The organism is Bacillus sp. CPT56D-587-MTF, assembly GCF_058792335.1.
This window is the reverse complement of record NZ_JBYTEF010000001.1, coordinates 3,640,877-3,663,708: the sequence shown is the minus strand read 5'-3', so window position 1 is coordinate 3,663,708 and position 22,832 is coordinate 3,640,877. Positions and strand designations below refer to the sequence as shown.

At 34.9% G+C, this 22,832-nt stretch carries 21 protein-coding genes and 4 pseudogenes; 17 read left to right on the top strand and 8 right to left on the bottom strand.

The genetic code is table 11. The features are described from left to right. Positions 1–54 precede the first annotated feature (54 nt). Complete coding sequence (locus AC3WVZ_RS18750) at positions 55–216, top strand: YvrJ family protein (protein WP_000393335.1); 162 nt, start codon at positions 55–57, stop codon at positions 214–216. Between the two features lie 29 nt (positions 217–245). Here AC3WVZ_RS18750 and AC3WVZ_RS18745 read toward each other — a convergent pair whose 3' ends face one another. Beyond that, a complete protein-coding gene (locus AC3WVZ_RS18745; RefSeq protein ID WP_000258428.1) occupies positions 246–1,022 on the bottom strand; it encodes a 3-hydroxybutyrate dehydrogenase in 777 nt (258 codons plus the stop codon). A gap of 196 nt (positions 1,023–1,218) precedes the next feature. Here AC3WVZ_RS18745 and AC3WVZ_RS18740 point away from each other — a divergent pair, with 196 nt between their 5' ends. From AC3WVZ_RS18740 to AC3WVZ_RS18725, 4 genes and pseudogenes are all read left to right on the top strand, one after another. Then, a complete protein-coding gene (locus AC3WVZ_RS18740) occupies positions 1,219–1,551 on the top strand; it encodes a PadR family transcriptional regulator (RefSeq protein ID WP_000107982.1) in 333 nt (110 codons plus the stop codon). Beyond that, a complete protein-coding gene (locus AC3WVZ_RS18735; RefSeq protein WP_000952885.1) occupies positions 1,551–2,315 on the top strand; it encodes a DUF1129 domain-containing protein in 765 nt (254 codons plus the stop codon). Before AC3WVZ_RS18740 ends, AC3WVZ_RS18735 begins: the two co-directional genes overlap by 1 nt. Positions 2,316–2,334: 19 nt before the next feature. Beyond that, positions 2,335–3,093, top strand: a complete 759-nt coding sequence (locus AC3WVZ_RS18730; protein ID WP_002183912.1) for a DUF1129 domain-containing protein — start codon at positions 2,335–2,337, stop codon at positions 3,091–3,093. Between the two features lie 21 nt (positions 3,094–3,114). Beyond that, positions 3,115–3,374 (top strand): annotated as a pseudogene (locus AC3WVZ_RS18725) (DNA-binding protein). Between the two features lie 15 nt (positions 3,375–3,389). On the opposite strand, the gene AC3WVZ_RS18720 reads toward AC3WVZ_RS18725, so the two are convergent. Further along, entirely contained in the window at positions 3,390–4,007 is a 618-nt protein-coding gene (locus AC3WVZ_RS18720) for an ImmA/IrrE family metallo-endopeptidase (RefSeq protein ID WP_000371608.1), read from the bottom strand. A 175-nt stretch (positions 4,008–4,182) separates the two neighbouring features. On the opposite strand from AC3WVZ_RS18720, the gene AC3WVZ_RS18715 reads away from it, so the two are divergent. The 3 genes from AC3WVZ_RS18715 to AC3WVZ_RS18705 all read left to right on the top strand — a co-directional run bounded on the left by AC3WVZ_RS18715 (position 4,183) and on the right by AC3WVZ_RS18705 (position 6,348). Next, positions 4,183–4,476 carry a DUF3928 family protein gene (locus AC3WVZ_RS18715; RefSeq protein WP_088350511.1) on the top strand — a complete coding sequence of 98 codons (294 nt, stop codon included), beginning with the start codon at positions 4,183–4,185 and terminating at the stop codon, positions 4,474–4,476. 107 nt (positions 4,477–4,583) lie between these two features. Next, entirely contained in the window at positions 4,584–5,033 is a 450-nt protein-coding gene (locus AC3WVZ_RS18710; RefSeq protein ID WP_000540529.1) for an NUDIX hydrolase, read from the top strand. Between the two features lie 139 nt (positions 5,034–5,172). Further along, the gene (locus tag AC3WVZ_RS18705) at positions 5,173–6,348 is read left to right on the top strand and encodes an acetyl-CoA C-acetyltransferase (protein ID WP_000552081.1); all 1,176 of its coding nucleotides are present in this window, start codon (positions 5,173–5,175) and stop codon (positions 6,346–6,348) included. A gap of 123 nt (positions 6,349–6,471) precedes the next feature. Here AC3WVZ_RS18705 and AC3WVZ_RS18700 read toward each other — a convergent pair. Together AC3WVZ_RS18700 and AC3WVZ_RS18695 are read right to left on the bottom strand one after the other, a co-directional pair. Continuing rightward, positions 6,472–7,841 (bottom strand): annotated as a pseudogene (locus tag AC3WVZ_RS18700) (IS1182-like element ISBth7 family transposase); the annotation flags it as partial. 129 nt (positions 7,842–7,970) lie between these two features. Further along, the gene (locus AC3WVZ_RS18695; protein WP_000568006.1) at positions 7,971–8,723 is read right to left on the bottom strand and encodes an AAA family ATPase; all 753 of its coding nucleotides are present in this window, start codon (positions 8,721–8,723) and stop codon (positions 7,971–7,973) included. Positions 8,724–8,938: 215 nt separating this feature from the next. Between AC3WVZ_RS18695 and AC3WVZ_RS18690 the strand changes: the two are divergent. Together AC3WVZ_RS18690 and AC3WVZ_RS18685 are read left to right on the top strand one after the other, a co-directional pair. After that, a pseudogene (locus AC3WVZ_RS18690) lies at positions 8,939–9,585 on the top strand (DUF4184 family protein); the annotation flags it as partial. Positions 9,586–9,703: 118 nt separating this feature from the next. Continuing rightward, a complete protein-coding gene (locus AC3WVZ_RS18685) occupies positions 9,704–10,465 on the top strand; it encodes a hypothetical protein (RefSeq protein WP_000973899.1) in 762 nt (253 codons plus the stop codon). 29 nt (positions 10,466–10,494) lie between these two features. On the opposite strand, the gene AC3WVZ_RS18680 is transcribed toward AC3WVZ_RS18685, so the two are convergent. Continuing rightward, a complete protein-coding gene (locus AC3WVZ_RS18680) occupies positions 10,495–10,926 on the bottom strand; it encodes a DUF3997 domain-containing protein (protein ID WP_000758789.1) in 432 nt (143 codons plus the stop codon). Between the two features lie 131 nt (positions 10,927–11,057). On the opposite strand from AC3WVZ_RS18680, the gene AC3WVZ_RS18675 reads away from it, so the two are divergent. Further along, entirely contained in the window at positions 11,058–11,513 is a 456-nt protein-coding gene (locus tag AC3WVZ_RS18675) for an RDD family protein (protein ID WP_000769080.1), read from the top strand. 133 nt (positions 11,514–11,646) lie between these two features. Here the strand turns inward: AC3WVZ_RS18675 and AC3WVZ_RS18670 are convergent. Continuing rightward, positions 11,647–13,016: pseudogene (locus tag AC3WVZ_RS18670) on the bottom strand (IS1182-like element ISBth7 family transposase); the annotation flags it as partial. Positions 13,017–13,320: 304 nt separating this feature from the next. Between AC3WVZ_RS18670 and AC3WVZ_RS18665 the strand changes: the two are divergent. Both AC3WVZ_RS18665 and AC3WVZ_RS18660 read left to right on the top strand, forming a co-directional pair. Further along, positions 13,321–13,410, top strand: coding sequence for a hypothetical protein (locus tag AC3WVZ_RS18665; RefSeq protein ID WP_000145638.1), 90 nt, complete (start codon positions 13,321–13,323; stop codon positions 13,408–13,410). A gap of 71 nt (positions 13,411–13,481) precedes the next feature. After that, complete coding sequence (locus tag AC3WVZ_RS18660) at positions 13,482–13,991, top strand: SDR family NAD(P)-dependent oxidoreductase (RefSeq protein WP_000218413.1); 510 nt, start codon at positions 13,482–13,484, stop codon at positions 13,989–13,991. 64 nt (positions 13,992–14,055) lie between these two features. On the opposite strand, the gene AC3WVZ_RS18655 is transcribed toward AC3WVZ_RS18660, so the two are convergent. Continuing rightward, entirely contained in the window at positions 14,056–15,156 is a 1,101-nt protein-coding gene (locus AC3WVZ_RS18655) for an ABC transporter ATP-binding protein (protein ID WP_000818931.1), read from the bottom strand. 262 nt (positions 15,157–15,418) lie between these two features. Between AC3WVZ_RS18655 and malL the strand changes: the two genes are divergently transcribed. Beyond that, positions 15,419–17,095: an oligo-1,6-glucosidase gene (malL, locus tag AC3WVZ_RS18650; RefSeq protein WP_000415175.1), complete on the top strand. Its 1,677-nt coding sequence runs from the start codon at positions 15,419–15,421 to the stop codon at positions 17,093–17,095. Between the two features lie 40 nt (positions 17,096–17,135). Here the strand turns inward: malL and AC3WVZ_RS18645 are convergent, their stop codons facing one another. Beyond that, a complete protein-coding gene (locus AC3WVZ_RS18645) occupies positions 17,136–18,896 on the bottom strand; it encodes an alpha-glycosidase (RefSeq protein ID WP_000471782.1) in 1,761 nt (586 codons plus the stop codon). Between the two features lie 323 nt (positions 18,897–19,219). Here AC3WVZ_RS18645 and AC3WVZ_RS18640 point away from each other — a divergent pair, with 323 nt between their 5' ends. From AC3WVZ_RS18640 to malD, 3 genes are all read left to right on the top strand, one after another. Then, on the top strand, positions 19,220–20,479 hold the full coding sequence (locus tag AC3WVZ_RS18640; protein WP_000709923.1) for an extracellular solute-binding protein: 1,260 nt from the start codon (positions 19,220–19,222) through the stop codon (positions 20,477–20,479). Between the two features lie 76 nt (positions 20,480–20,555). Beyond that, a complete protein-coding gene (malC, locus tag AC3WVZ_RS18635) occupies positions 20,556–21,857 on the top strand; it encodes a maltosaccharide ABC transporter permease MalC (protein WP_001194993.1) in 1,302 nt (433 codons plus the stop codon). After that, on the top strand, positions 21,858–22,700 hold the full coding sequence (gene malD, locus AC3WVZ_RS18630; RefSeq protein ID WP_001022608.1) for a maltosaccharide ABC transporter permease MalD: 843 nt from the start codon (positions 21,858–21,860) through the stop codon (positions 22,698–22,700). Positions 22,701–22,832: the final 132 nt, after the last annotated feature.

The following is a 22,832-nucleotide window of genomic DNA, read 5'->3' as shown; positions in this document are numbered from 1 at the left end:
TATGCCTAAATGCAGTGTTTTCTCTTACTTATATAATGAAAGGAGGGGAAGAGGGTGGAAGAGTGGATCAAGATGATAGGTAATGTAGGGTTTCCGATTGTTGTAACATTATATTTACTCCACCGTATTGAAAGTAAATTAGAGGGGGTAATTGTTGCAATTGAGAAGCTCCCGCGGCAATTAATAAAGTACGAAGATCCTCGGGATAAAAAATAAAGTTTGCTCTTCTTGAGCAAACTTTATTTTTATTGAGCGGTATAACCACCATCGATAACGACAGCTTGACCAGTTATACCTTTAGCTTTTTCACTCGCTAAAAACATCGCATAATCTGCAATTTCTTGTACTTGTAATAAGCGCTTTTGTGGAACGAGTGGATAAATAACATCTTCTAAAACATTTTCAAGTGGTACATTTCGTGTAGTAGCTAAGTCTTGTAGTTGATTACGTACAAGGGGGGTATCAACATAACCAGGGCAAAGGGCATTAACAGTAATACCATGCGTAGCACCTTCTAAAGCGGCAACTTTTGTTAATCCAATTACGCCATGTTTTGCACTATTGTAGGCAGCTTTTCCAGCAAACCCGACAAGGCCGTTAATGGAAGCGACATTAATAATACGACCATATTTTTGTTGTTTCATAATCGGAAAGGCATGCTTAATTGCAATAAACGGAGCAATTTGCATAATTTGAATTAGTAGCTCGAACTTTTCAGTTGGAAAGTCTTCAATGGGTGAAACGTGTTGCATTCCTGCGTTGTTAATTAATATATGTAATGAACCGAAATGATCAACTGTTTGAGAAATTGCTGCTGTAATTTCCTCTTCAGATGTAACGTCACATTTTAAACCGATAGCTTGAAAACCTTCATTTTGTAATTGTTCAGCAGCTTCTTTTGCACGTTCTTCAAGCCGATCGGTAATCACAACTTTTGCACCTTCTTTTGCAAAAGCCTTTCCCATTTCATAACCAATGCCACTTGCAGCACCTGTTAAAAAGACAACTCGATTTGTAACCATGATGAAAAACATCCCTTCATAATAAAGTTTTCATAGTGCTCTATTTAGAGAAGCTATAATGAAATTCCTGCAAACATTTGGAAAAAATATCGTTAGCTATCTTGTTTTGCAAAATAGTCTTTGCTATACTATTTTGTAAAGCAAGATACTTACGCTTATCTATCTTGTAAAGCAAGATAGTAGGAGGATTTGAATTATGTCGACAAGTCAAATGCTGAAAGGGATTTTAGAAGGATGCTTACTTGCTATTATTTCTGAAGGCGAAATATACGGTTATGAAATGAGTGAAAAGCTAGCGAAGTATGGTTTTACAATGGCGAGTGAGGGAAGTATTTATCCGTTATTAATACGAATGCAAAAAGAAGGACTAATAACAAGCGTAATGAAGGAATCTCCATCTGGTCCAAAGAGAAAATATTATACATTAACAGAAAAAGGCGAGGAAGCACTTGATGAATTTATGGATCGCTGGGAAACGATGCAAAGTAGTGTAGAACGTCTACTTGAAGGGAAGGGAAGGAGAAAATAATGCTATCAAGTGAAGCGCGAAAGTTTTTGTTAGATATGAGATTATTTTTGACGGCAAAGAGTGTGAAAGAAAGCGATATTGAAAATTTTATAGAAGATGCGGAACTCCATTTAATTGAGGGTGAGAGTGATGGGAAAAGTGTAGAAGATATTTTCGGAAGCTCACCGAAAGAATATGCAAATGAACTTGTCAAAGTAATGGAAAGAGATAGACAGGAAACGTGGAAGCAAATTGGTTTTACAGTAATGAATATCGTATCGTTTTGGATTATTGCTTCTATCTTAATAGTGAATCATGGAATGTTACAGATTTCACTTATTCAGTGTATCGGTTATAGTTTTTCATTGATTTTAGTTGTTATAGGTCCTAATTTTCTACTTCGCAAAATGGCCTTCGTAACAAGTTTTACAAAAACATGGTTTTCTATGTGGTCTTTAGTTATGATCGCTCCAATGTTTTTATTAGGAGCTGTTACGATATTAGACGTGATATATCCGACAAAAATGCTCACATTCACCGAAGTGCAAAGTTATATAGTGGCTGGTGGGATTTTTATCATCACAGTAGCTATAAATATATATTTTGAAGGATGGTTTAAAAACTTATATTTAATCATTCCACTTTCAATTATGTTAGTGTTTAAAACATTTACAACGGAAGACCTTGTTCCAATGTTATTTCAAATTATATGTTTATACGGAAGTTTGTTTATTTTAATTTTCCTTGAAATTATGATGAAGACGAATAGAAGAGAGACGGTTTAATAAGGGAGGGATTATCATGATGATTTCTAAAGAAGGAGAAAAGTTTTTAATTGATACGAAAGTGTATTTAATAACGAAAGGAATTAAAGAAGAAGATGTTGACGCTTTTTTAGAAGATGCAGAACTTCATTTAATTGAAGGTGAGAAAGAAGGAAAAACGGTAAGTGATATATTTGGTGATTCGCCAAAAGAGTATGCTAATCAACTTGCAAAAGAGATGGGTATAGATAGAAAAGGTAATTATAAATTATTGCTTTACTTTATTGTAAATTTATTGGCTTTTACGATGATGAAGAGCGTATTCTTTAGTGAAACCGACCATCGTTTGTCTTATTCTTTAATTGAGTTAATTGGCTATCCGATTATGATTTTTGCAGGAATTATTGTATTAATATGGGGGATGAGAACAGCATCATTTAAGCGTAAAAGAATTGAATTTTTAATTATATATATAAGTGGTGCGGTATGGTTCTTATCAATTTTTAGTATTGCATTATTAAATAAGTTTTATGGTACAACATTTATTAAGTTTACTAGTACAGACAGTTTCATCCTTGTTGGTGGAGTAGTTCTTTTAGCGGCTGTTATAAATATTAAATTTGGTGGTTGGTTTACTTTGTCATATTTACTAGTTCCAATTGCATTAGAATATGCATTTGGAATGATAGATGTATCAAGCGTTATCGGAATGTATGTACAACAAATAATTCTTTTCATTGCTATTTATATGCTTTTACAAATTCAGATAAAATTAGAAAAAAGAGAAGTATACAAATAAACAAGTAGGAGAGTTATGTATATGAGGAGGGGATTTCTCAGATCAACCATACTGTTTTTATCAAAAGAAATACATGATGCCTATTTTAATATTTTATTAGGTGATAAGTTTATATCTATCTTTTTAGTTTAATAGGAAAAAGGCTGCTCTGGATATACCAAAAATTATTTCCAAAGAAATATTATATAGGGATTTTTAGAGGGATTACATTTACATTTAGTTGTCTATTTTTATTTCTAGCAGCCGGGATTTGTTTTGTTGATTGGAATAAGTTCTTTTAAACAGTAACATGAGGGTTACTGTTTTTTTCTTTGCAATAAAGAGCTTTGTAAAGAGAGTGTTTTTTGTTCGTTCGTCAATAGAGACTGAATAGGAACATTTTCAGGGCGCGGGACTATCGGATACATAAGATTGGTTGGAGAAGGATGGTGCTCCGAGCCAGTTGGGGAATGAGGATCTGCGTGAGTAAGTTTTCCGTGAACACGTCTTGTAAATAAAATATGACCGATTTCGTGAGCAAGCGTATATATATTTTTCATAGGAGCAGCCGAGTTTGTTAAAACGATATATCCGGTAAGTTGCTGCTGTTTTGCTAAAGAGTAAGCGCAGGCAATTACTGCTGTTTCTTTGAAATAATCACTGCCAATATAACAAATATAAAGGTCGCATTCAGGAGCTTCATTTACACATGTTTGGAAAAAGGATGCCAGCTTTTCTTGACTTTGAATGGAATTTTTATAACTGATTTCACGGTCAAAAAAACGGAAAAGTTCATTTAATACAATTACTTCTTGAATTTGAAATGTAATGGGGTGCCAAATTGATTCTGCAACAGCTAAATCTTTTGCGATGCGGTCATCAGAAATATCGGCGCCGGGAGTAATACAAATACATATATTGACGTATGGATCCATAAGGAACACCTCAACTGAAAAAAAGTTCTTCCTATAATATATGTGGGGAAAAGATGTCATGTATGGATAAACGCCTTTTTTATTGAATATATAGATGACAAGTCGAAAAAATTTCATAGTTCTATAACGTAGTGTGATCATCTTTTTGATATAGTAAAGAAAAGGGGGAGAATATATGTATACATTAAAAATCGTTTCAGACAGAGAAGCTCTTTATCAATTTGCAAGTTATGTAAGAGTTGTACAAGGGGTGGAAGATGTATATGTAGAGGTGGGAGAATCTTTATATGAACATCCGTTAATGAAGTTTTATGTACATATTAAGCTGAAAGAAACATATGAGCAGCATAAAGCGTTACAGGAAATAGCAAGATTAGTAGAATTGGGGCGTTTTACATATGTCCATTATCGTAATGATGAAATTGAGGAAGCTTTTGAAGCTGTAAAATATGAAAGTTTTAAGAAATAAAGGTGAAAAAAAGGAGGCGAAAGCTTCTTTTTTTCTTTAAAATTACATGAACAAAAAGAGCAAAATTTTGTTATGATAAGGGAGGTTAGGGAAAGGGGAATTTACATATGGGGTATATTGAAGAGTTACGAAAAGTCGTTGGTACAAGGCCGCTTATTCTCGTAGGATCAGCAATTATTATATTAAACGATAATCAAGAAGTATTGCTTCAATATCGTTCAGATACATATGATTGGGGTGTACCTGGTGGGGCGATGGAACTGGGCGAAACGACAGAAGAAACTGCACGTAGAGAGTTATTTGAGGAAACGGGGTTAACTGCAAAAATAATGCAATTTCTTGGTGTTCTATCAGGAAAAGAAGTATATTTCCGTTATCCGAATGGCGATGAAATTTTCAATGTTATTCATCTGTATCAGGCACATCATGTGAGCGGGGAATTAAAGCTCGATCATGAAGGGTTAAAACTTCAATATTTTCCAGTAGATAAGTTGCCAAAATTGAATGAAACGACAGAGAAAATTTTACAAAAGTTTTTATATGCGCTGACAGAATAGAAGGTTAATTCCTTCTATTTTTATTATATTAAATATTTTGATTTTTTAGTATGTTTATAGTATGATAGTTATAGATATACATCTTATGGAATTTCACCTAAAAACTGACTAGGGTACATAAGAGAGGGGCAAGTGCAAAATGCATAATGTTGTTATTACAGCTGCAGTTCGTTCGCCAATTGGAACTTTTGGAGGAGCGCTAAAAAATGTAACGCCAGTAGAATTAGCTGTTCCTGTACTTCAGGAAGCTGTAAAACGAGGCGGGGTAGAACCACATGAAGTTGATGAAGTAATTTTAGGTCATTGTATTCAAAGAACTGATGAAGCAAATACGGCGAGAACAGCTGCATTAGCGGCAGGATTTCCTGACACAGTTACGGGATATACAATCCAACGTCAATGTTCTTCAGGTATGCAAGCAATTATGTCAGCTGCAATGCAAATCCAATTAGGTGTAAGTGATGTTGTTGTTGCAGGTGGGGTAGAAGCGATGAGTTCGAGCCCTTATGCATTGAAACAGCACCGCTGGGGACAACGTCTACAGCACGGAGAAATTCGTGATACGGTGTGGGAAGTGTTAGAAGATCCGATTCACCATATTATGATGGGTGAAACAGCGGAAAATTTAGTTAAACAATATGAAATTACAAGAGAGGAACAAGATGAAGTTGCTCTTCGCAGTCATACATTGGCACTGAAGGCAATCGAGTCTGGATACTTTGACGATCAAATTGTTCCTATTACAATAAAAGAGCGTAGAAAAGAAGTTGTATTTTCGAAGGATGAACATCCACGTGCAGATATTACAGCTGAAAAATTAGCTGGATTGAAGCCGGCGTTCCGTAAAGATGGATCAGTGACTGCTGGAAATGCATCTGGCCTTAATGACGGGAGTGCAGTTCTAGTATTAATGAGCGAAGAAAAAGCGAAAGAAAAAGGTTTACAACCGTTAGCTAGAATTGTTGGATATTCAGTAGCTGGAGTAGATCCAAAAATTATGGGTATTGGACCAGCACCAGCAATTCGTAAAGGTTTAGAAAAAGTAGATTGGTCATTGGAAGATGCAGATTTACTTGAAATTAATGAAGCTTTCGCGGCTCAATATTTAGCTGTAGAGAAAGAGTTAGGCTTAGACCGTGAAAAAGTGAACGTAAACGGTAGTGGCGTAGGACTTGGGCATCCAATTGGTTGTACAGGGGCTCGTATTACAGTAAGTTTAATTCACGAATTAAAAAGACGTGGGTTAGAAAAAGGAATTGCCTCTTTATGCGTCGGTGGCGGTATCGGGGTTGCCTTATTTATAGAAGCACTATAAAAAAGAAGCAGCTATTGCTGCTTCTTTTTTTCAGAGTGTTGGGAAACCCTTTAGGGTTCCCAACACTCTGGAATCTTTTTTGATTTTAGCGAATAAAAACAACATAAAATAATAGAATTTTAAAAAATAGCCCTCCACCTGACCCTTTTTGGTCAGGTGGAGGGCTATTTTTTTCATGTTTTGACAAGCTGCGGTGAGATAAGCTTGCATTTGGACAGACTTCAGCCCTCGAAACCGGGCATAGCGGTAGCCATGTAGTTCTTTGGCGTCTGCAAAGCTTCGCTCTATAGTGGAACAGCGTACTTTATACAACCTTTTCCCTGTAGCTGTTAGCTTGTTTTTTCTAGCAATATCCTTATATTTCTCCCACACATGATGAGTGATAACTTTTTGTTTTTGTTTCTTTGAAAAGCACACCTCACGTAACGGACAAACAGCGCAGTCTTCTGGATTCGATTTGTATTGACGGTATCCTTCACGATCAGTTGTTACATATTCTAGAATACATCCCATCGGACAAGCGAAAACATTCATTTCTTCTACATATTTAAATTGGCTTTTCGGTACTTCTTTATTCCGTTTTCCAAATCGGCGATACCCCATCACCATAAATATATTCCGTTCTGATAGTTTCTTACAGATATATCCTGTAAAATAGCCAGCATCAAGGGCAACAGCTTCTACTTTGAAGTCGAATTTATCAATCTGAGCTTGGAGGCGTGCTAAATACGGCTCGGAATCTGCCATATTTCCAGCCGTTACATAGGTATCTGTAATAATATTGTACTTCGCATCAGTCGTACGATGATCCAAGAAATGAAAACCATTTGGTTTTCCATCTCTCATTAAAAATCCACTATCTGGATCCGTTGTACTTATACGAGTTTTTTTGGTAGGGGTATCACTTTCCTTTCTAGGTTTTAATTCTTTTTTCCATGTACCTCACGATCTTCGATTACCGCAGCTTCTAGCTCGTCTATATAAAACTTTGCTTTTTCTTTTTTATATTTATGTACAAATTTATTTTTATTGGCATTGGCCTTAATATGTGTAGAATCTGTCATCAGTGCACGTCCTCCTACCATCCGGTGCTCCGTCGCTTGTCTCACAATCTCATCAAAAATTTCTTCGAAAATATTTGTATGAATAAAACGAGTACGACGATTCCAACTGATTGTAGAGTGATCCGGAATAGTATCCGATAGAGAAAACCCTAAAAACCAACGGTAGGCAATATTCGTTTTAATTTCCTTTTCCAATTGACGCTCAGAACGAATACCGTAAAAATATCCAATAAACATCATCTTAAATAAAACAATAGGATGAATGGACGGGCGTCCATTGTTTTCACAGTAATAAGGGCGTAACTTCTCTTCAATAAAATCAAAACTAATTGTCGCTTCAATTGCACGAAGGAAATGATCTTGTGGAACCAACTCTTCTACAGAAACAGATACACGCTCATCACGATGATTTTTTAAAGCACCCATCATAAAAAATCTCTCCTTTTCCTCTTTTTTATCAGTGTTGACACATAAAAAGAGGTTCAGACACAAAAACAGGCTGTGGAGAAGACTTTCTCCACAGCCTGAAAAAAGAAGCAGCTATTGCTGCTTCTTTTTTTACGACTCAAATAGATGATGGAATAATCGATCGCGATTTTCAAAGAAAAGTTTCGTCGTTTGGTAATGCTCAGTTTCTTCTAATGTGGATTCGTGAATTCCCTCTTGTGTTAAAGAATATATAGTGGATTCAGGATAAGCCATTAAAATAGGAGAATGCGTCGCGATAACAAATTGTGAACCTTGTTCAGCTAGTTCGTGCATTCGAATGAGCATGGAAAGTTGTCTCATTGGTGATAAAGCTGCCTCAGGCTCATCTAAAATGTATAAACCTTGTCCTGAAAAACGGTTCATAAATAATGAGAAGAATGATTCACCGTGTGATTGTTTGTGTAGTGAGATACCACCATAAGAGTTGATAACCGGATTCCCACGTGCTTCTCTATCAGCATCTATTTCATCAATATAAGAAGCAACGTTATAAAATGATTCAGCGCGAAGAAAGAAACCGTCGTTTGGTGTATTGAAACTTTTTGAAATTCGAAGGTATTCATGTAAAGATGAATGGGAATCGTTTGTGCTAAAGCGGAAGTTCTTCGTTCCACCTTCTGCATTAAAACCTAACGCAATTGCAATTCCTTCAAGTAATGTTGATTTACCTGTTCCGTTTTCTCCAATAATGAATGTTACATTTGGATGGAAATCTAGTGATTGTAATGTTCGAATAGCGGGTAAGCAGTAAGGATATGCGGAAAAACTAGGGATATTTTCTTTTTTTAATGTGACATTTTGTAAAAAGGGTACGTCAATCAATATATAAACCTCAATTCATAACGGATTTTGAATTTAAAAAGGCAGCAAATACAAGTGTTAATGACACCTGAATCCCTTCTTGTTTTCTGAATATTTTATGTGGATTATATCATTTAAACTATCATATTCCAATGTGAAAATAAATATTGCATGAAGATTCATTCTCTCGTTATGATATATGGTATTCTATTGAAAATGTGAGAAGGAGTTAAAGTATGCCGTTTACATTTGCACATCCAGCAGCAGTTCTTCCTTTTGCGAAAAAGCACTCTAAACATATTTCAGTAACGGCTCTTATATTAGGTAGTATGGCGCCTGACTTTGAATATTTTTTGCACTTTAGACCCTATGGTGTTATTGGCCATACATGGCTTGGGTTCTTATATTTAAATTTACCGCTTGTATTTCTAATCGCATACATATATCATTACATTTTAAAAAAGCCGTTTATAACGCATTTGCCTAAACCGTTTGCTGGTTATTATTCATATGCAATAGATGAGAGGTGGGGCTACATACCTGGAAAGAATTCTTTGTATTTTGCTATTCTGCATTATTCGGTATGCTCACGCATGTCGTTTGGGATGCATTTACTCATAATACAGGCTATTTCGTTATGAAAATAGCATTGTTACAAATTGAATTACACAGTATTCCATTGTATAAATATATGCAACATGGGAGTACATGTGTTGGCTTATTATTGCTATTATACGTACTATGGAAGTATAAAGATGAAACAGGGAAAGATATGATTGTAGCTTTAGAAAAAAGAAAGTATTGGGTTTCGATAATCATTGTGACAGCTTTTATATTTATCGTGCATGCGTTCCTAGACCCCTATTTTCATATTTTCCAAATTGGAGGTATAATAGTATCTGGACTGACAAGTTCATTTTGTGGAATTGTCATTGTTTCTATAGTTTACAAAGCAAGGGACTAATTTTATATTCATGAATGATAGCGTTAGGAGAAATGAAATGATGAAAGCATGGAAAAGTATTTTTGTTTTATGTAGTTTTCTTCTTATGTTAAGTGGTTGCTTCCATCAAGAAGAAAAGAAAGCTGAACCGAAGAAGAAAGAATCTATTCCTGAAACGAAAGAATATGGTGGGCGTGAGCTGAAAAAAGTAGGACAAAAAGTGAAAGAAACAGGATGGGGTACTTTCAAGTTAGAGCAGATGCATTCTGTGAATCAAACATTTGAAGTAGCGCCAATGAAAATTCACGTACAAGATGTGAAAGTAATCTCTTTATCACAAATGAGTGAAAAGGCAAAAAATACATTGAAAGTATACACGGCACTAACTCCTGAAGAAGTAAAACGTAGATTAGGGGATAAAGTAAGCCAAGAAGATGCAGAATTATATGCATCGCTAAGTGGAACAGAGATTAGTAATACAATTCGTTACGTTGAGATTACATATAAAGTGGAGAATAGCGGGAATAAAAATATGCAATTTTTCTCTATGAATGATGTTATGATTAATGGTAAGCAACATTTTAAAGTAGCCACTCAAAACTTTTTATATGACGAAGATACGTTAGTTGGTACAAAAAATGTATCAAGAGAAGACTATAAGCCTGGTGAAATAAGAGATGGTATTATTGGTTTAATACTTGACGATGGAAAAGACAAGGTAAAGGATATTCAGTTTACAACTGATGATTTACTTGCAGGAGATTCAGAAACACAAGATGTTGTAAAAGAGCCACAAACGTTTAACATCTCACTAAAATAATGTAAGACAAAACAGTCAGCATACAAATATTATGCTGACTGTTTTTTTATTTCTTTTATGTATGAATCTACATTTTGAAAAGGCACCTTAATTTTAAACGCATCTTTTTGTTCATTAAATTGCTTTTCATTGTAGGGACCGAAACGTTTATTGTGCTTTACATCAATAATCCAATAATGTTCACTTTTTTTATTTGCAATTGCTGCGTCAGGGTTATTTGGATCTGATTTTTCCTCAGTTTGTTTTGCAATAATGTATTTATCATCCCAAGCAATGTCTGTAATTTTTGCAGGGATGTATTGTGTGGCATATACAGCATCTTGCGAGGGGAAAAGTTCAAATGCATTTCCAGAAGTACGTATGAGTTCGTATTCATCGTTAACCGTATAAGTTAAGTGACTTGTGTTTCCTGCACAACCAGTTAATAGGAAGGCGACGAATAGGATTATCCATTTTTTCAATATGGGAACCTCCTTTATAATGCTATTGTAACAAATTGTACAAGAAAAGTAAGAGAAACGCTAGTTTACAATGTTTTTTAGAAGTGGTACGATGAGACGGGTAAAGAAGGATATGAAGGAGTCGACATAAAATGAAGTTAAAGATGCATCGTCCAGCGCTTGTAATGAATCGCATAGGTGCTTCCCTAATTGACATGTTTTTAATCTCGGTTATGTATGGTGCAGTAGTAGCTATTATGACCGGAAACTATAGTGCTATGTTTAAGCGCTTTAATATAAGCTTAGGTGATTTTAGATATGATTTCGCAGTAGTTTTCATATTAATGGCGATATATTTTATTGTATTACCCTTTATTTGGAACGGTGTTACACTTGGCAAAAAGGTAACGAGAATAAAATTAATTTCATTGAAGAGTGAAAAGCTAACGTTGCAAACATTAATTATAAGATTTTTTGTAGTGTTATTACCGAACGTATTGCTATTAGGAATTCCATTAATATGTAACGTATATATGATGTTGTTCCGCAAAGACAATTGCGGTTTTCAGGACTTAATTACAAAGACGAAAATAATAAGTCTTGTATAATAAAATAAAAAAAGACCCTTTTATATATAAAAGGGTCTTTTCAGAGTGTTGGGAAACCCTTTAGGGTTCCCAACACTCTGGAATCTTTTTTGATTTTAGCGAATAAAAACAACATAAAATAATAGAATTTTAAAAAATAGCCCTCCACCTGACCCTTTTTGGTCAGGTGGAGGGCTATTTTTTTCATGTTTTGACAAGCTGCGGTGAGATAAGCTTGCATTTGGACAGACTTCAGCCCTCGAAACCGGGCATAGCGGTAGCCATGTAGTTCTTTGGCGTCTGCAAAGCTTCGCTCTATAGTGGAACAGCGTACTTTATACAACCTTTTCCCTGTAGCTGTTAGCTTGTTTTTTCTAGCAATATCCTTATATTTCTCCCACACATGATGAGTGATAACTTTTTGTTTTTGTTTCTTTGAAAAGCACACCTCACGTAACGGACAAACAGCGCAGTCTTCTGGATTCGATTTGTATTGACGGTATCCTTCACGATCAGTTGTTACATATTCTAGAATACATCCCATCGGACAAGCGAAAACATTCATTTCTTCTACATATTTAAATTGGCTTTTCGGTACTTCTTTATTCCGTTTTCCAAATCGGCGATACCCCATCACCATAAATATATTCCGTTCTGATAGTTTCTTACAGATATATCCTGTAAAATAGCCAGCATCAAGGGCAACAGCTTCTACTTTGAAGTCGAATTTATCAATCTGAGCTTGGAGGCGTGCTAAATACGGCTCGGAATCTGCCATATTTCCAGCCGTTACATAGGTATCTGTAATAATATTGTACTTCGCATCAGTCGTACGATGATCCAAGAAATGAAAACCATTTGGTTTTCCATCTCTCATTAAAAATCCACTATCTGGATCCGTTGTACTTATACGAGTTTTTTTGGTAGGGGTATCACTTTCCTTTCTAGGTTTTAATTCTTTTTTCCATGTACCTCACGATCTTCGATTACCGCAGCTTCTAGCTCGTCTATATAAAACTTTGCTTTTTCTTTTTTATATTTATGTACAAATTTATTTTTATTGGCATTGGCCTTAATATGTGTAGAATCTGTCATCAGTGCACGTCCTCCTACCATCCGGTGCTCCGTCGCTTGTCTCACAATCTCATCAAAAATTTCTTCGAAAATATTTGTATGAATAAAACGAGTACGACGATTCCAACTGATTGTAGAGTGATCCGGAATAGTATCCGATAGAGAAAACCCTAAAAACCAACGGTAGGCAATATTCGTTTTAATTTCCTTTTCCAATTGACGCTCAGAACGAATACCGTAAAAATATCCAATAAACATCATCTTAAATAAAACAATAGGATGAATGGACGGGCGTCCATTGTTTTCACAGTAATAAGGGCGTAACTTCTCTTCAATAAAATCAAAACTAATTGTCGCTTCAATTGCACGAAGGAAATGATCTTGTGGAACCAACTCTTCTACAGAAACAGATACACGCTCATCACGATGATTTTTTAAAGCACCCATCATAAAAAATCTCTCCTTTTCCTCTTTTTTATCAGTGTTGACACATAAAAAGAGGTTCAGACACAAAAACAGGCTGTGGAGAAGACTTTCTCCACAGCCTGAAAAGACCCTTTTATATATAAAAGGGTCTTTTTTTATTTTATAAGTATATTGTGAATATTTACAGTAAGGAAAAACTAAAATGTGTCATTTCTATTTATAATAGATTGAAAATTAAGATAATAGTATAATAATTAAAAATAATATCTTTATCTCACCATTTGGGGCTGATTAAAGTTTTACTTTATATAATAAGGGGGAAGTTGAGATGACAGGAGGTAGCATAATTTTTTGGGGCATTCTCATTTTTATCGGTCTAGTTCTTGATCAGCGTAAGAGTAAGAAAAAAGAAGGATAAAAAGTAAACGTTTACAAATCGAATGGCAATTTTTCTTGCTTGCAGAATAATCTCATAAAGGAGTATACTGAATGACGGTAAGACTTATAGAAGGGGTAATGAAAATGAAGCTTGCAGGAAAAGTTGCTATCGTAACTGGCGGTGGCATCGGTATTGGACGTAATACAGCTCTTTTGTTGGCTAAACAAGGCGCAAAAGTTATTGTGACGGACATTGATCAAGAGAGTGGACAAGCAACAGTGGAGGAAATTACGAATCTAGGCGGAGAAGCCCTTTTTGTATTCTATGATATGGAAAAGCAAGGAGATTGGCAACGCGTTATTAGCATTACTTTGAATGCATTCAGTCGCATTGACATGCTTTTTCAAAATGCTGGTTTATATAAAATAGATTCTATTTTTTCTCGCCAACAAGAGAACGATTCCAATGTACTTTGTATTAATGACGTTTGGATAGAGATAAAACAATTAACGTCATCTTTTATGAAACAGCAAGAAGAAGTGGTGCTTAGTGATTTACCGATTTTCGGTATTATTGGCACGAAAGGACAATCATTTCATACAGTAGAAGCCCTAGTATAATAATGAAAACCGCCCTCAATATATGTGGACGGTTTTTTATATGTGTATAGTAAAGATAAATTTTTTAGCGAATACGTTGTTCAGTTTGGTTATCAAAGAAATGCGCTTTATTCATATCAAATGCTAATTTAATTTGGTCACCAGGTGAAAACGTATGTCTTGCATCTACACGTGCCGCAAAATCTTGATTCCCAAGTTTCATATATAAAATGGATTCAGCACCTAATAACTCAGCGACTTCAATTTTTGTTGTGAAGGCAGTAGATTGTGAAGCTTCTAAAAATAGTAGTTCATCATGAATGTCCTCTGGACGAATACCTAAAACAATTTCCTTATTTACATAGCCTTGTTCACGTAGCATCTTCATTTTTCCTTCAGATACTTTAATTTTTATAGTATTGTCTATAACGAAATCGGTTTCAGTCAATTTACCACGGAAGAAGTTCATAGCTGGTGAGCCGATAAATCCACCCACGAAGATGTTTTCTGGTGTTTCATATACTTCTTTTGGAGTTCCAATTTGTTGGATTTTTCCATCCTTCATAACGACAAGACGCGAAGCCATAGTCATTGCTTCTGTTTGATCATGTGTTACATAAATTGTTGTTGTTCCAAGGCGATGATGTAGCTTAGAAATTTCTGAGCGCATTGCAACACGGAGTTTAGCATCTAAGTTTGATAATGGCTCGTCCATTAAGAAAACTTTTGCATCTCGAACGATTGCTCTACCTAACGCAACACGTTGGCGCTGTCCACCTGATAATGCTTTCGGTTTTCTATCTAAATATTGTTCAAGTCCTAAAATTTTTGCTGCATCTTTTACACGACGATCGATTTCATCTTTTGGTATTTTTCGAAGTTTTAATCCAAATGCCATATTATCATATACACTCATATGTGGATAAAGAGCGTAGTTTTGGAATACCATTGCGATATCTCGATCTTTTGGAGGAACATCATTCATTAGTTTACCATCAATTGAAAACTCGCCTTTTGAAATATCTTCGAGTCCAGCTACCATTCGTAACGTTGTAGATTTTCCGCATCCAGAAGGACCGACAAATACGATAAATTCTTTATCTTGAATGTGTAAATTAAAATCAGTTACAGCTGTTACGTTATTATCATATATCTTATAAATGTTTTCTAATTTAAGTTCTGCCATGGTATTTCCCCCTAGAAATAATTATGCAAACGTTTTCTTTGAGTTCATTATAAACGAATAGATTCAAAAAATAAATAAAAAAATAAAACGTTTTCATATATTGGAGAGTTATTAGTGATTTTCGCATGTTTTCTTAGAAAAAGAACAATAAAAATTGTAAGCGCTATTTTAAATTGAGATAGAATCTGTTATCATTCATTAATGAAAACGTTTGCGCCTTAAAAAAGAGAAAAATGAATGATGAATGAAATGGGGTAGCATAATGGAAAAACAATGGTGGAAAGAAAGTGTAGTATATCAAATTTATCCTCGTAGCTTTATGGATAGTAATGGTGATGGTATAGGAGATCTTCAAGGGATTATTTCAAAGCTAGATTACTTAAAAGAGTTAGGGATTGATGTGATTTGGTTATCACCAGTCTATGAATCTCCAAATGATGATAATGGTTATGATATAAGCGATTATTGTAAAATTATGAACGAGTTCGGAACAATGGAAGATTGGGATGAGCTATTACATGAAATGCATGAACGTAATATGAAATTGATGATGGATTTAGTTGTTAATCATACATCTGATGAACATAATTGGTTTATTGAATCACGTAAATCAAAAGATAATAAATATAGAGATTACTATATATGGCGCCCTGGAAAAGAAGGAAAAGAACCGAACAACTGGGGAGCTGCTTTTAGTGGATCTGCATGGCAGTATGATGAAATGACAGATGAATATTATTTACATCTGTTTTCTAAAAAACAGCCAGATTTAAATTGGGATAATGAAAAGGTAAGACAAGATGTTTATGAAATGATGAAGTTTTGGTTAGAAAAAGGAATTGATGGTTTCCGTATGGATGTTATTAATTTTATTTCTAAAGAAGAGGGATTACCAGCTGTTGAAACAGAAGCAGAGGGGTATGTTTCAGGTCATAAGCATTTTATGAACGGTCCAAACATTCATAAATATTTACATGAAATGAATGAGGAAGTATTATCGCATTATGATATTATGACGGTTGGTGAAATGCCTGGTGTAACGACAGAAGAAGCGAAATTGTATACTGGAGAAGAACGAAAAGAATTGCAAATGGTATTCCAATTTGAACATATGGATTTAGATTCAGGAGAAGGTGGAAAGTGGGATGTAAAACCATGCTCACTTCTTACTTTAAAAGAGAATTTAACAAAGTGGCAAAAAGCATTAGAGCATACCGGATGGAATAGCCTTTATTGGAATAATCATGATCAGCCTCGCGTTGTATCTCGTTTTGGTAATGATGGAATGTATCGCATTGAATCAGCAAAAATGTTAGCGACAGTTCTTCATATGATGAAAGGAACGCCATATATTTATCAAGGAGAGGAAATCGGAATGACGAACGTCCGATTTGAGTCAATTGATGAATATCGAGATATTGAAACGTTAAATATGTATAAAGAAAAAGTGATAGACCATGGTGAAGATATAGAAAAAGTAATGGAATCTATTTATATAAAGGGTCGTGATAATGCTAGAACTCCGATGCAGTGGAATGATCAGAATCACGCTGGATTTACAAAAGGTGAACCTTGGATTACTGTAAATCCTAACTATAAAGAGATTAATGTGAAACAAGCAATCCAAGATGAAGGTTCAATTTTTTATTACTATAAGAAATTAATTGAACTACGCAAAAATAATGAAATAGTTGTATATGGATCATATGATTTAATATTAGAGAATAATCCTTCTATTTTTGCTTATGTAAGAACATATGGAGACGAAAAACTACTTGTTATTGCAAACTTTACTGCGGATGAAAGTGTATTTGAAATGCCTGAGGATATTAGTTATAGTGAATCAGAATTATTCATACACAATTACGATGTAGAAATCGGATTGATAGATAACATTACATTACGTCCGTATGAAGCGATGGTATTCAAATTGAAATAAGAAAAATCCTTATGCCACCTTGGCATAAGGATTTTTTGGGTTACCATTTTAATATGGAGAATCCATATGGAGGAAGTGTAACTTGTAATACACTTGCTTCTGCTGAAAATTCTTCGTTTGTATAAATGTTAATTATTTTCTTACCAGTAACATGAAGAGGGAGTGAAACTGTAACTTCACTATTAGTAGGGTTTAAAACGAAAAAGATAGTTTCATCCTCATATGTTTTCGTATAAGAAATATAATTATGTTCATCATTTGCTTCGATGAATTGAAAAGTACCATGTCCTCCAAATGCTTTATGTTGTTTCCGTAATAAAATCAATGTTTGTATATGGGTAAATAATGCATGATCTTGTTCTTTAGTATCCCAAATCATACATTTACGGCAATCAGGGTCCATGCCGCCATCCATACCAATTTCATCTCCGTAATAAATACAAGGAGAGCCGATGAAAGAAAGATGGAATACATAGAGCAATTTCAACTTATTTTTATCTCCGTTGCATGTTGTTAAAATTCTTGGAGTATCATGGCTATCTAATAAATGAAATGCTGCTTCATTTACATTCATAGAGTAGGAATGTAGAGATTCTGTAATTTGCTTCATGAATTCACTTGCTTTAATGGAATCGTTAGCAAAGTAAGAAAGTAGAGCGTTTGTAACAGGATAGCTCATGACAGCATCAAATTGATCGCCTTGTAGCCACGGAAGGGCATCGTGCCAAATTTCTCCCAAAATATATACTTCAGGATTTAGTGTCTTTATTTCAGTTCGGAATTCTCTCCAAAAGTTGTGATCGACTTCATTGGCGACATCAAGGCGCCAGCCATCTATATTGAATTCTCGTACCCAATAACGTCCTACTTCAAGTAAGTATTCTTTTACATCTGGATGAGCTGTATTTAATTTAGGCATATACGGTGTAAAGGCGAAAGTATCATAATTTGGAAGTGGTTCGGTTATAATCGGAAATTCATGAATGTGGAACCACTCTTTATATGCGGACTTCTCACCATTCTCTAGTACGTCTTGAAATTTCTCGAAAAAGTATCCACTATGATTAAACACAGCATCGAGCATTACTTTTATACCGTGCTTATGACATTCTTCAACGAGCTCTTTAAAAGTTTCTTTCGTCCCAAATTGTGGGTCAATTTCCATATAGTCAATTGTGTCATATTTATGGTTTGAATGAGCTTTGAAAATAGGTGTGAAATATATTCCGGAAATGCCAAGCTTAACAAGGTAATCAAGGTTTTGAATAACACCAGAAAAATCTCCGCCGAAAAAATTAGTTGGAGTTGGATTCGCACTTCCCCAAGGAAGGGTGTTTTCTGGATTCAGCGTACTATCGCCATTAGCGAATCGCTCAGGGAAAATCTGATACCAAATGGTGTCTTTAATCCAAGATGGTGCTTTGAATACATCATCTGCATGAATAAATGGAAAACAGAAAAAGTTACCAACATCATCATTTGGAATGCTAGAAAAGAATCCTCGCTCTGCATAAATAAGAGTGTCTGTTTCAGATTTTAATTCAAACCCATAACGTAAGCGCTTAAATTTTGGTTCGATTGAAATGGACCAATAATCAAATAATGCAGTAGAACCCGTTTTTTTCATGGGTGTACTTGCTGATATCCATTTCCCGTCTTTCCATTCGTAAGGATCACCGTAAATAAGATCGGCGCTTTGAATATCATCTCTCTTAGTACGTACTCGGATGTGAATTGTTTGTTCATCATAAGCGTATGCATAATTATCTTTCGGCCTATGATAAATAGCTTCTTTAAACATATAGAAAATCCCCCTTCAATATCTCTATACATAGTATTCCCTTAAGTGTAATAATAAAGCCTATATTGCAAACGATTGCCTTTCTCGTAGCTTTAATATTGCTTATAAGAGTAGTATTCATTTCATATAAAGTCAATGTATAAAGAGTATAATGACATAATTTTTAAATTAATATTTGCAAAATGAATAAAAGAATGTATAATGATAGACAAATAGCGCAAACGTTTTCATAGATTGAGATATTGTTTGCGCTTCAATTAAACTATTAAATGCAAACGTTTTCAGTTACTGAGGTACATAGACAATTTAGGGAGGTTTTTGGGATGAAGAAAGCATTATCATTATTAACGGTTTCAGCATTATCTATTGGTATGTTATCTGCATGTGGACCGAAAGATTCAGGGAAAAAAGAGGAAAGTAAAGCGAAAAAAGACTATGATCTTCTTGTTTGGGAAGATGATAAAAAAGGTGTTGGTTTAGAACCAGCAGTGAAAAGCTTTGAGGAAAAATATAAAGTAAAAGTAAAAGTTGTTGAAATGCAAATGACAGATCAAGTGAAGAAGTTACGCCTTGATGGACCAGCGGGGACTGGACCAGATGTTGTAACATTGCCACACGATCAAATCGGAAATGCAGTAACAGAAGGTTTACTTTCTGAAGTGAAAGCAGATGATGCTGTAAAGAGTAAATTTACTAATTCATCAATAGAAGCACAGACATATAATGGAAAATTATATGGTTTACCAAAAGCAATTGAGACACCAGTCTTTATTTACAATAAAAAACTAATGCCAAAAGCGCCAGAAACGATGGACGAGCTGTTTAACTTCTCAAAAGAATTTACGAAAGATGGCAAGTACGGATTTTTAGCATTAGGAGATAACTTCTACTTTGCTAATGCATTCATGGCAGGTATGGGCGGTTATGTATTTGGTGAAAAAGATGGAAAACCAAATGCAAGTGATGTTGGATTAAATAATAGCGGAGCAGTACAAGGTGCTGAATATCTTCAAAAATGGTACAAGGAAAAATTATTCCCAAAAGGTATTATCGGTGAATCAGGTGGGCCTGCTGCTGATGGACTATTCAATGAAGGAAAAGCAGCTTCTATCATGAATGGCCCATGGGCGTTCCAAGCAATGGAAAAGAACGGGATTGATTATGGCGTTGCTCCAATGCCGAAATTACCAAATGGTCAACCAATGAAAACGTTTGTTGGGGTTAAAGGATGGCATGTAACAAGTTTCTCTAAACAAAATGATTTAGCTACAAAATTCACTGAGTGGGTAACAAATGAAGAAAACGCAAAAATTCGATTTGAGAAAACAAAAGAAATTCCTCCAGTAAAATCAGTAATGGAAGATCCAATTATTAAAGATAACGAAGCTGCAAAAGCAGTTGCAACGCAATCTGAAAATGGAATTCCAATGCCAAACATTCCAGAAATGCAAGAAGTTTGGAAACCAGCTGGAGATGCGCTTCAATTAGTTGTTACAGATAAAGAGGCACCAAAAGCGGCGCTTGATAGTGCAGTGAAACAAATTAAAGGTAATATTGAGGCAAATCATAACAAGAAAAAATAAGGTGAAATTCGTGCCTCGAATATGAGAGGCACGAATTCTCTCCCTTCCATGTAGGAAGAAAAAAGGGGGAAGGAACATGCAAACATCTATGGAACCAGCAAATGGGTTAAACCATTCAAAGCATAGAAAAATGGCAACCATGTTATCAATCATTCCAGGCGTGGGCCAAATGTATAATAAACAATTTGTAAAAGGTCTTATTTTTCTAGTATTAACAGGTTCATTTATTGTAGCCTTTGCTGATTTATTAAATATGGGATTATGGGGTATTGTAACGCTTGGTACAGAAGTTCCACGTGACCATTCTGTCTTTCTATTAGTAGAAGGAATCTTGGCCCTTATCGTTATCGCTTTTGGGCTCGGCATATATGCATTTAACTTATACGATGCATACCAAAATGGAAAGAAACGTGATATCGGAACACCGTTAAATTCTGTAAAAGAGCAATACCGTAATTTGTTAGATCAAGGTTTTCCTTATTTAATGGTTTCACCAGGTTTTCTACTACTTATCTTTGTTGTCGTATTTCCAATCATCTTCGTAATTTTAATTGGATTTACAAACTATGATTTATATCATTCTCCTCCAGCAAAATTAGTAGATTGGGTGGGCTTTAAAAACTTTATTGATATTTTCACTTTACCGATGTGGAGAGAGACATTTGTAAGTGTATTCTCTTGGACTGTCATTTGGACATTCGTTGCAACAACATTACAAGTTGCGCTTGGTATTTTCTTAGCGATTATCGTAAATCAGCCCGGTATTAAAGGAAAGGCAATTATTCGAACAATCTTCATTTTACCGTGGGCGGTTCCAGCATTCGTATCTATTCTTGTTTTCTCTGGTATGTTTAATGAAACATTCGGAGCGATTAACAATCAAGTATTAGCTTTATTCGGAATTGAAAAAATTGCTTGGATGACAGATCCATTTTGGGCGAAGATTGCTTTAATTATGATTCAAACGTGGCTTGGGTTCCCGTTTATCTTTGCGATGACAACGGGTATACTGCAATCGATTCCGGGAGAATTATATGAAGCGGCTACAGTAGATGGAGCGACAGCTTGGCAACAGTTTCGTAAAATTACATTGCCACTTGTGTTATATGCAACAGCACCAATATTAATTACGCAATATACGTTTAACTTTAATAACTTTAGTATCATCTATCTATTTAACGGTGGAGGTCCTGCTGTAGCTGGACAAGACGCAGGTGGAACGGATATTTTAATTTCATGGATTTATAAGTTAACGATGACTTCAGCGCAGTACGGAAAAGCAGCAGCTCTTACAATGATATTATCGTTAATCGTTATTACAGTTGCGTTATGGCAATTTAAGAGAACAAAATCATTCCAAGAAGAGGATATGATGTAAATGAATATTAAAAGACAGAAGATGTTACGTCTCTCATTAAGTTATTTAGTTATTTTCGTAATGTGTGCCATCATTTTCTATCCGTTATTATGGATTATTGGCTCATCGTTTAATCCGGGTGATAGTTTATCTGGATCAAGTATTATTCCACAAAATGCAACGTTAGATCATTATCGTAAGTTATTAGATCTAGAGAATAGTAATTACTTACTATGGTATAAAAACACATTAAAAGTAAGTGTTTTAACGATGATTTTCTCAGTGTTAGCAATTAGCTTTACTGCTTATGCATTTTCGAGATATCGTTTTGTTGGAAGAAAAAATGGTTTATTAACATTTTTAATTCTGCAAATGATTCCAAACTTTGCAGCGTTAATTGCTTTATACGTATTAGCTCAATTAACAGGATTAATTGATACACACCTTGCATTAATTTTAATTTATGTAGGCGGGGCTATTCCGATGAATACATGGCTTATGAAAGGGTATTTTGATACGATTCCGAAAGAACTAGATGAATCAGCTCGAATGGATGGAGCAGGGCATTTTCGTATTTTTTGGCAAATCATTATGCCACTTGCAAAGCCAATCGTAGCGGTTGTAGCGTTATTTACTTTCATTGGTCCATTTACAGATTTCATTTTAGCGAGTATTATTTTGCGAACACCAGAAAATTATACTTTAGCAGTTGGATTATATGAAATGGTTGCGAAGAAATTCGGTAATGAATTTACAACGTTTGCAGCGGGTTCTGTGTTAATTGCGATCCCAATTTCAATTTTATTCCTATCACTACAAAAATACTTTATTTCTGGTTTAACAGCTGGAGGTACAAAAGGATGAAAAATGGGACATTACGTCCCATTTTTCTTTTCATCTCCCTATAAATAAGTTTATAGGGAGATGAAAAGAGATTTGACATCACATGTGAAAAGAAGTGAAATAAATAGTATATTATAGTATAGGAAAAAATAG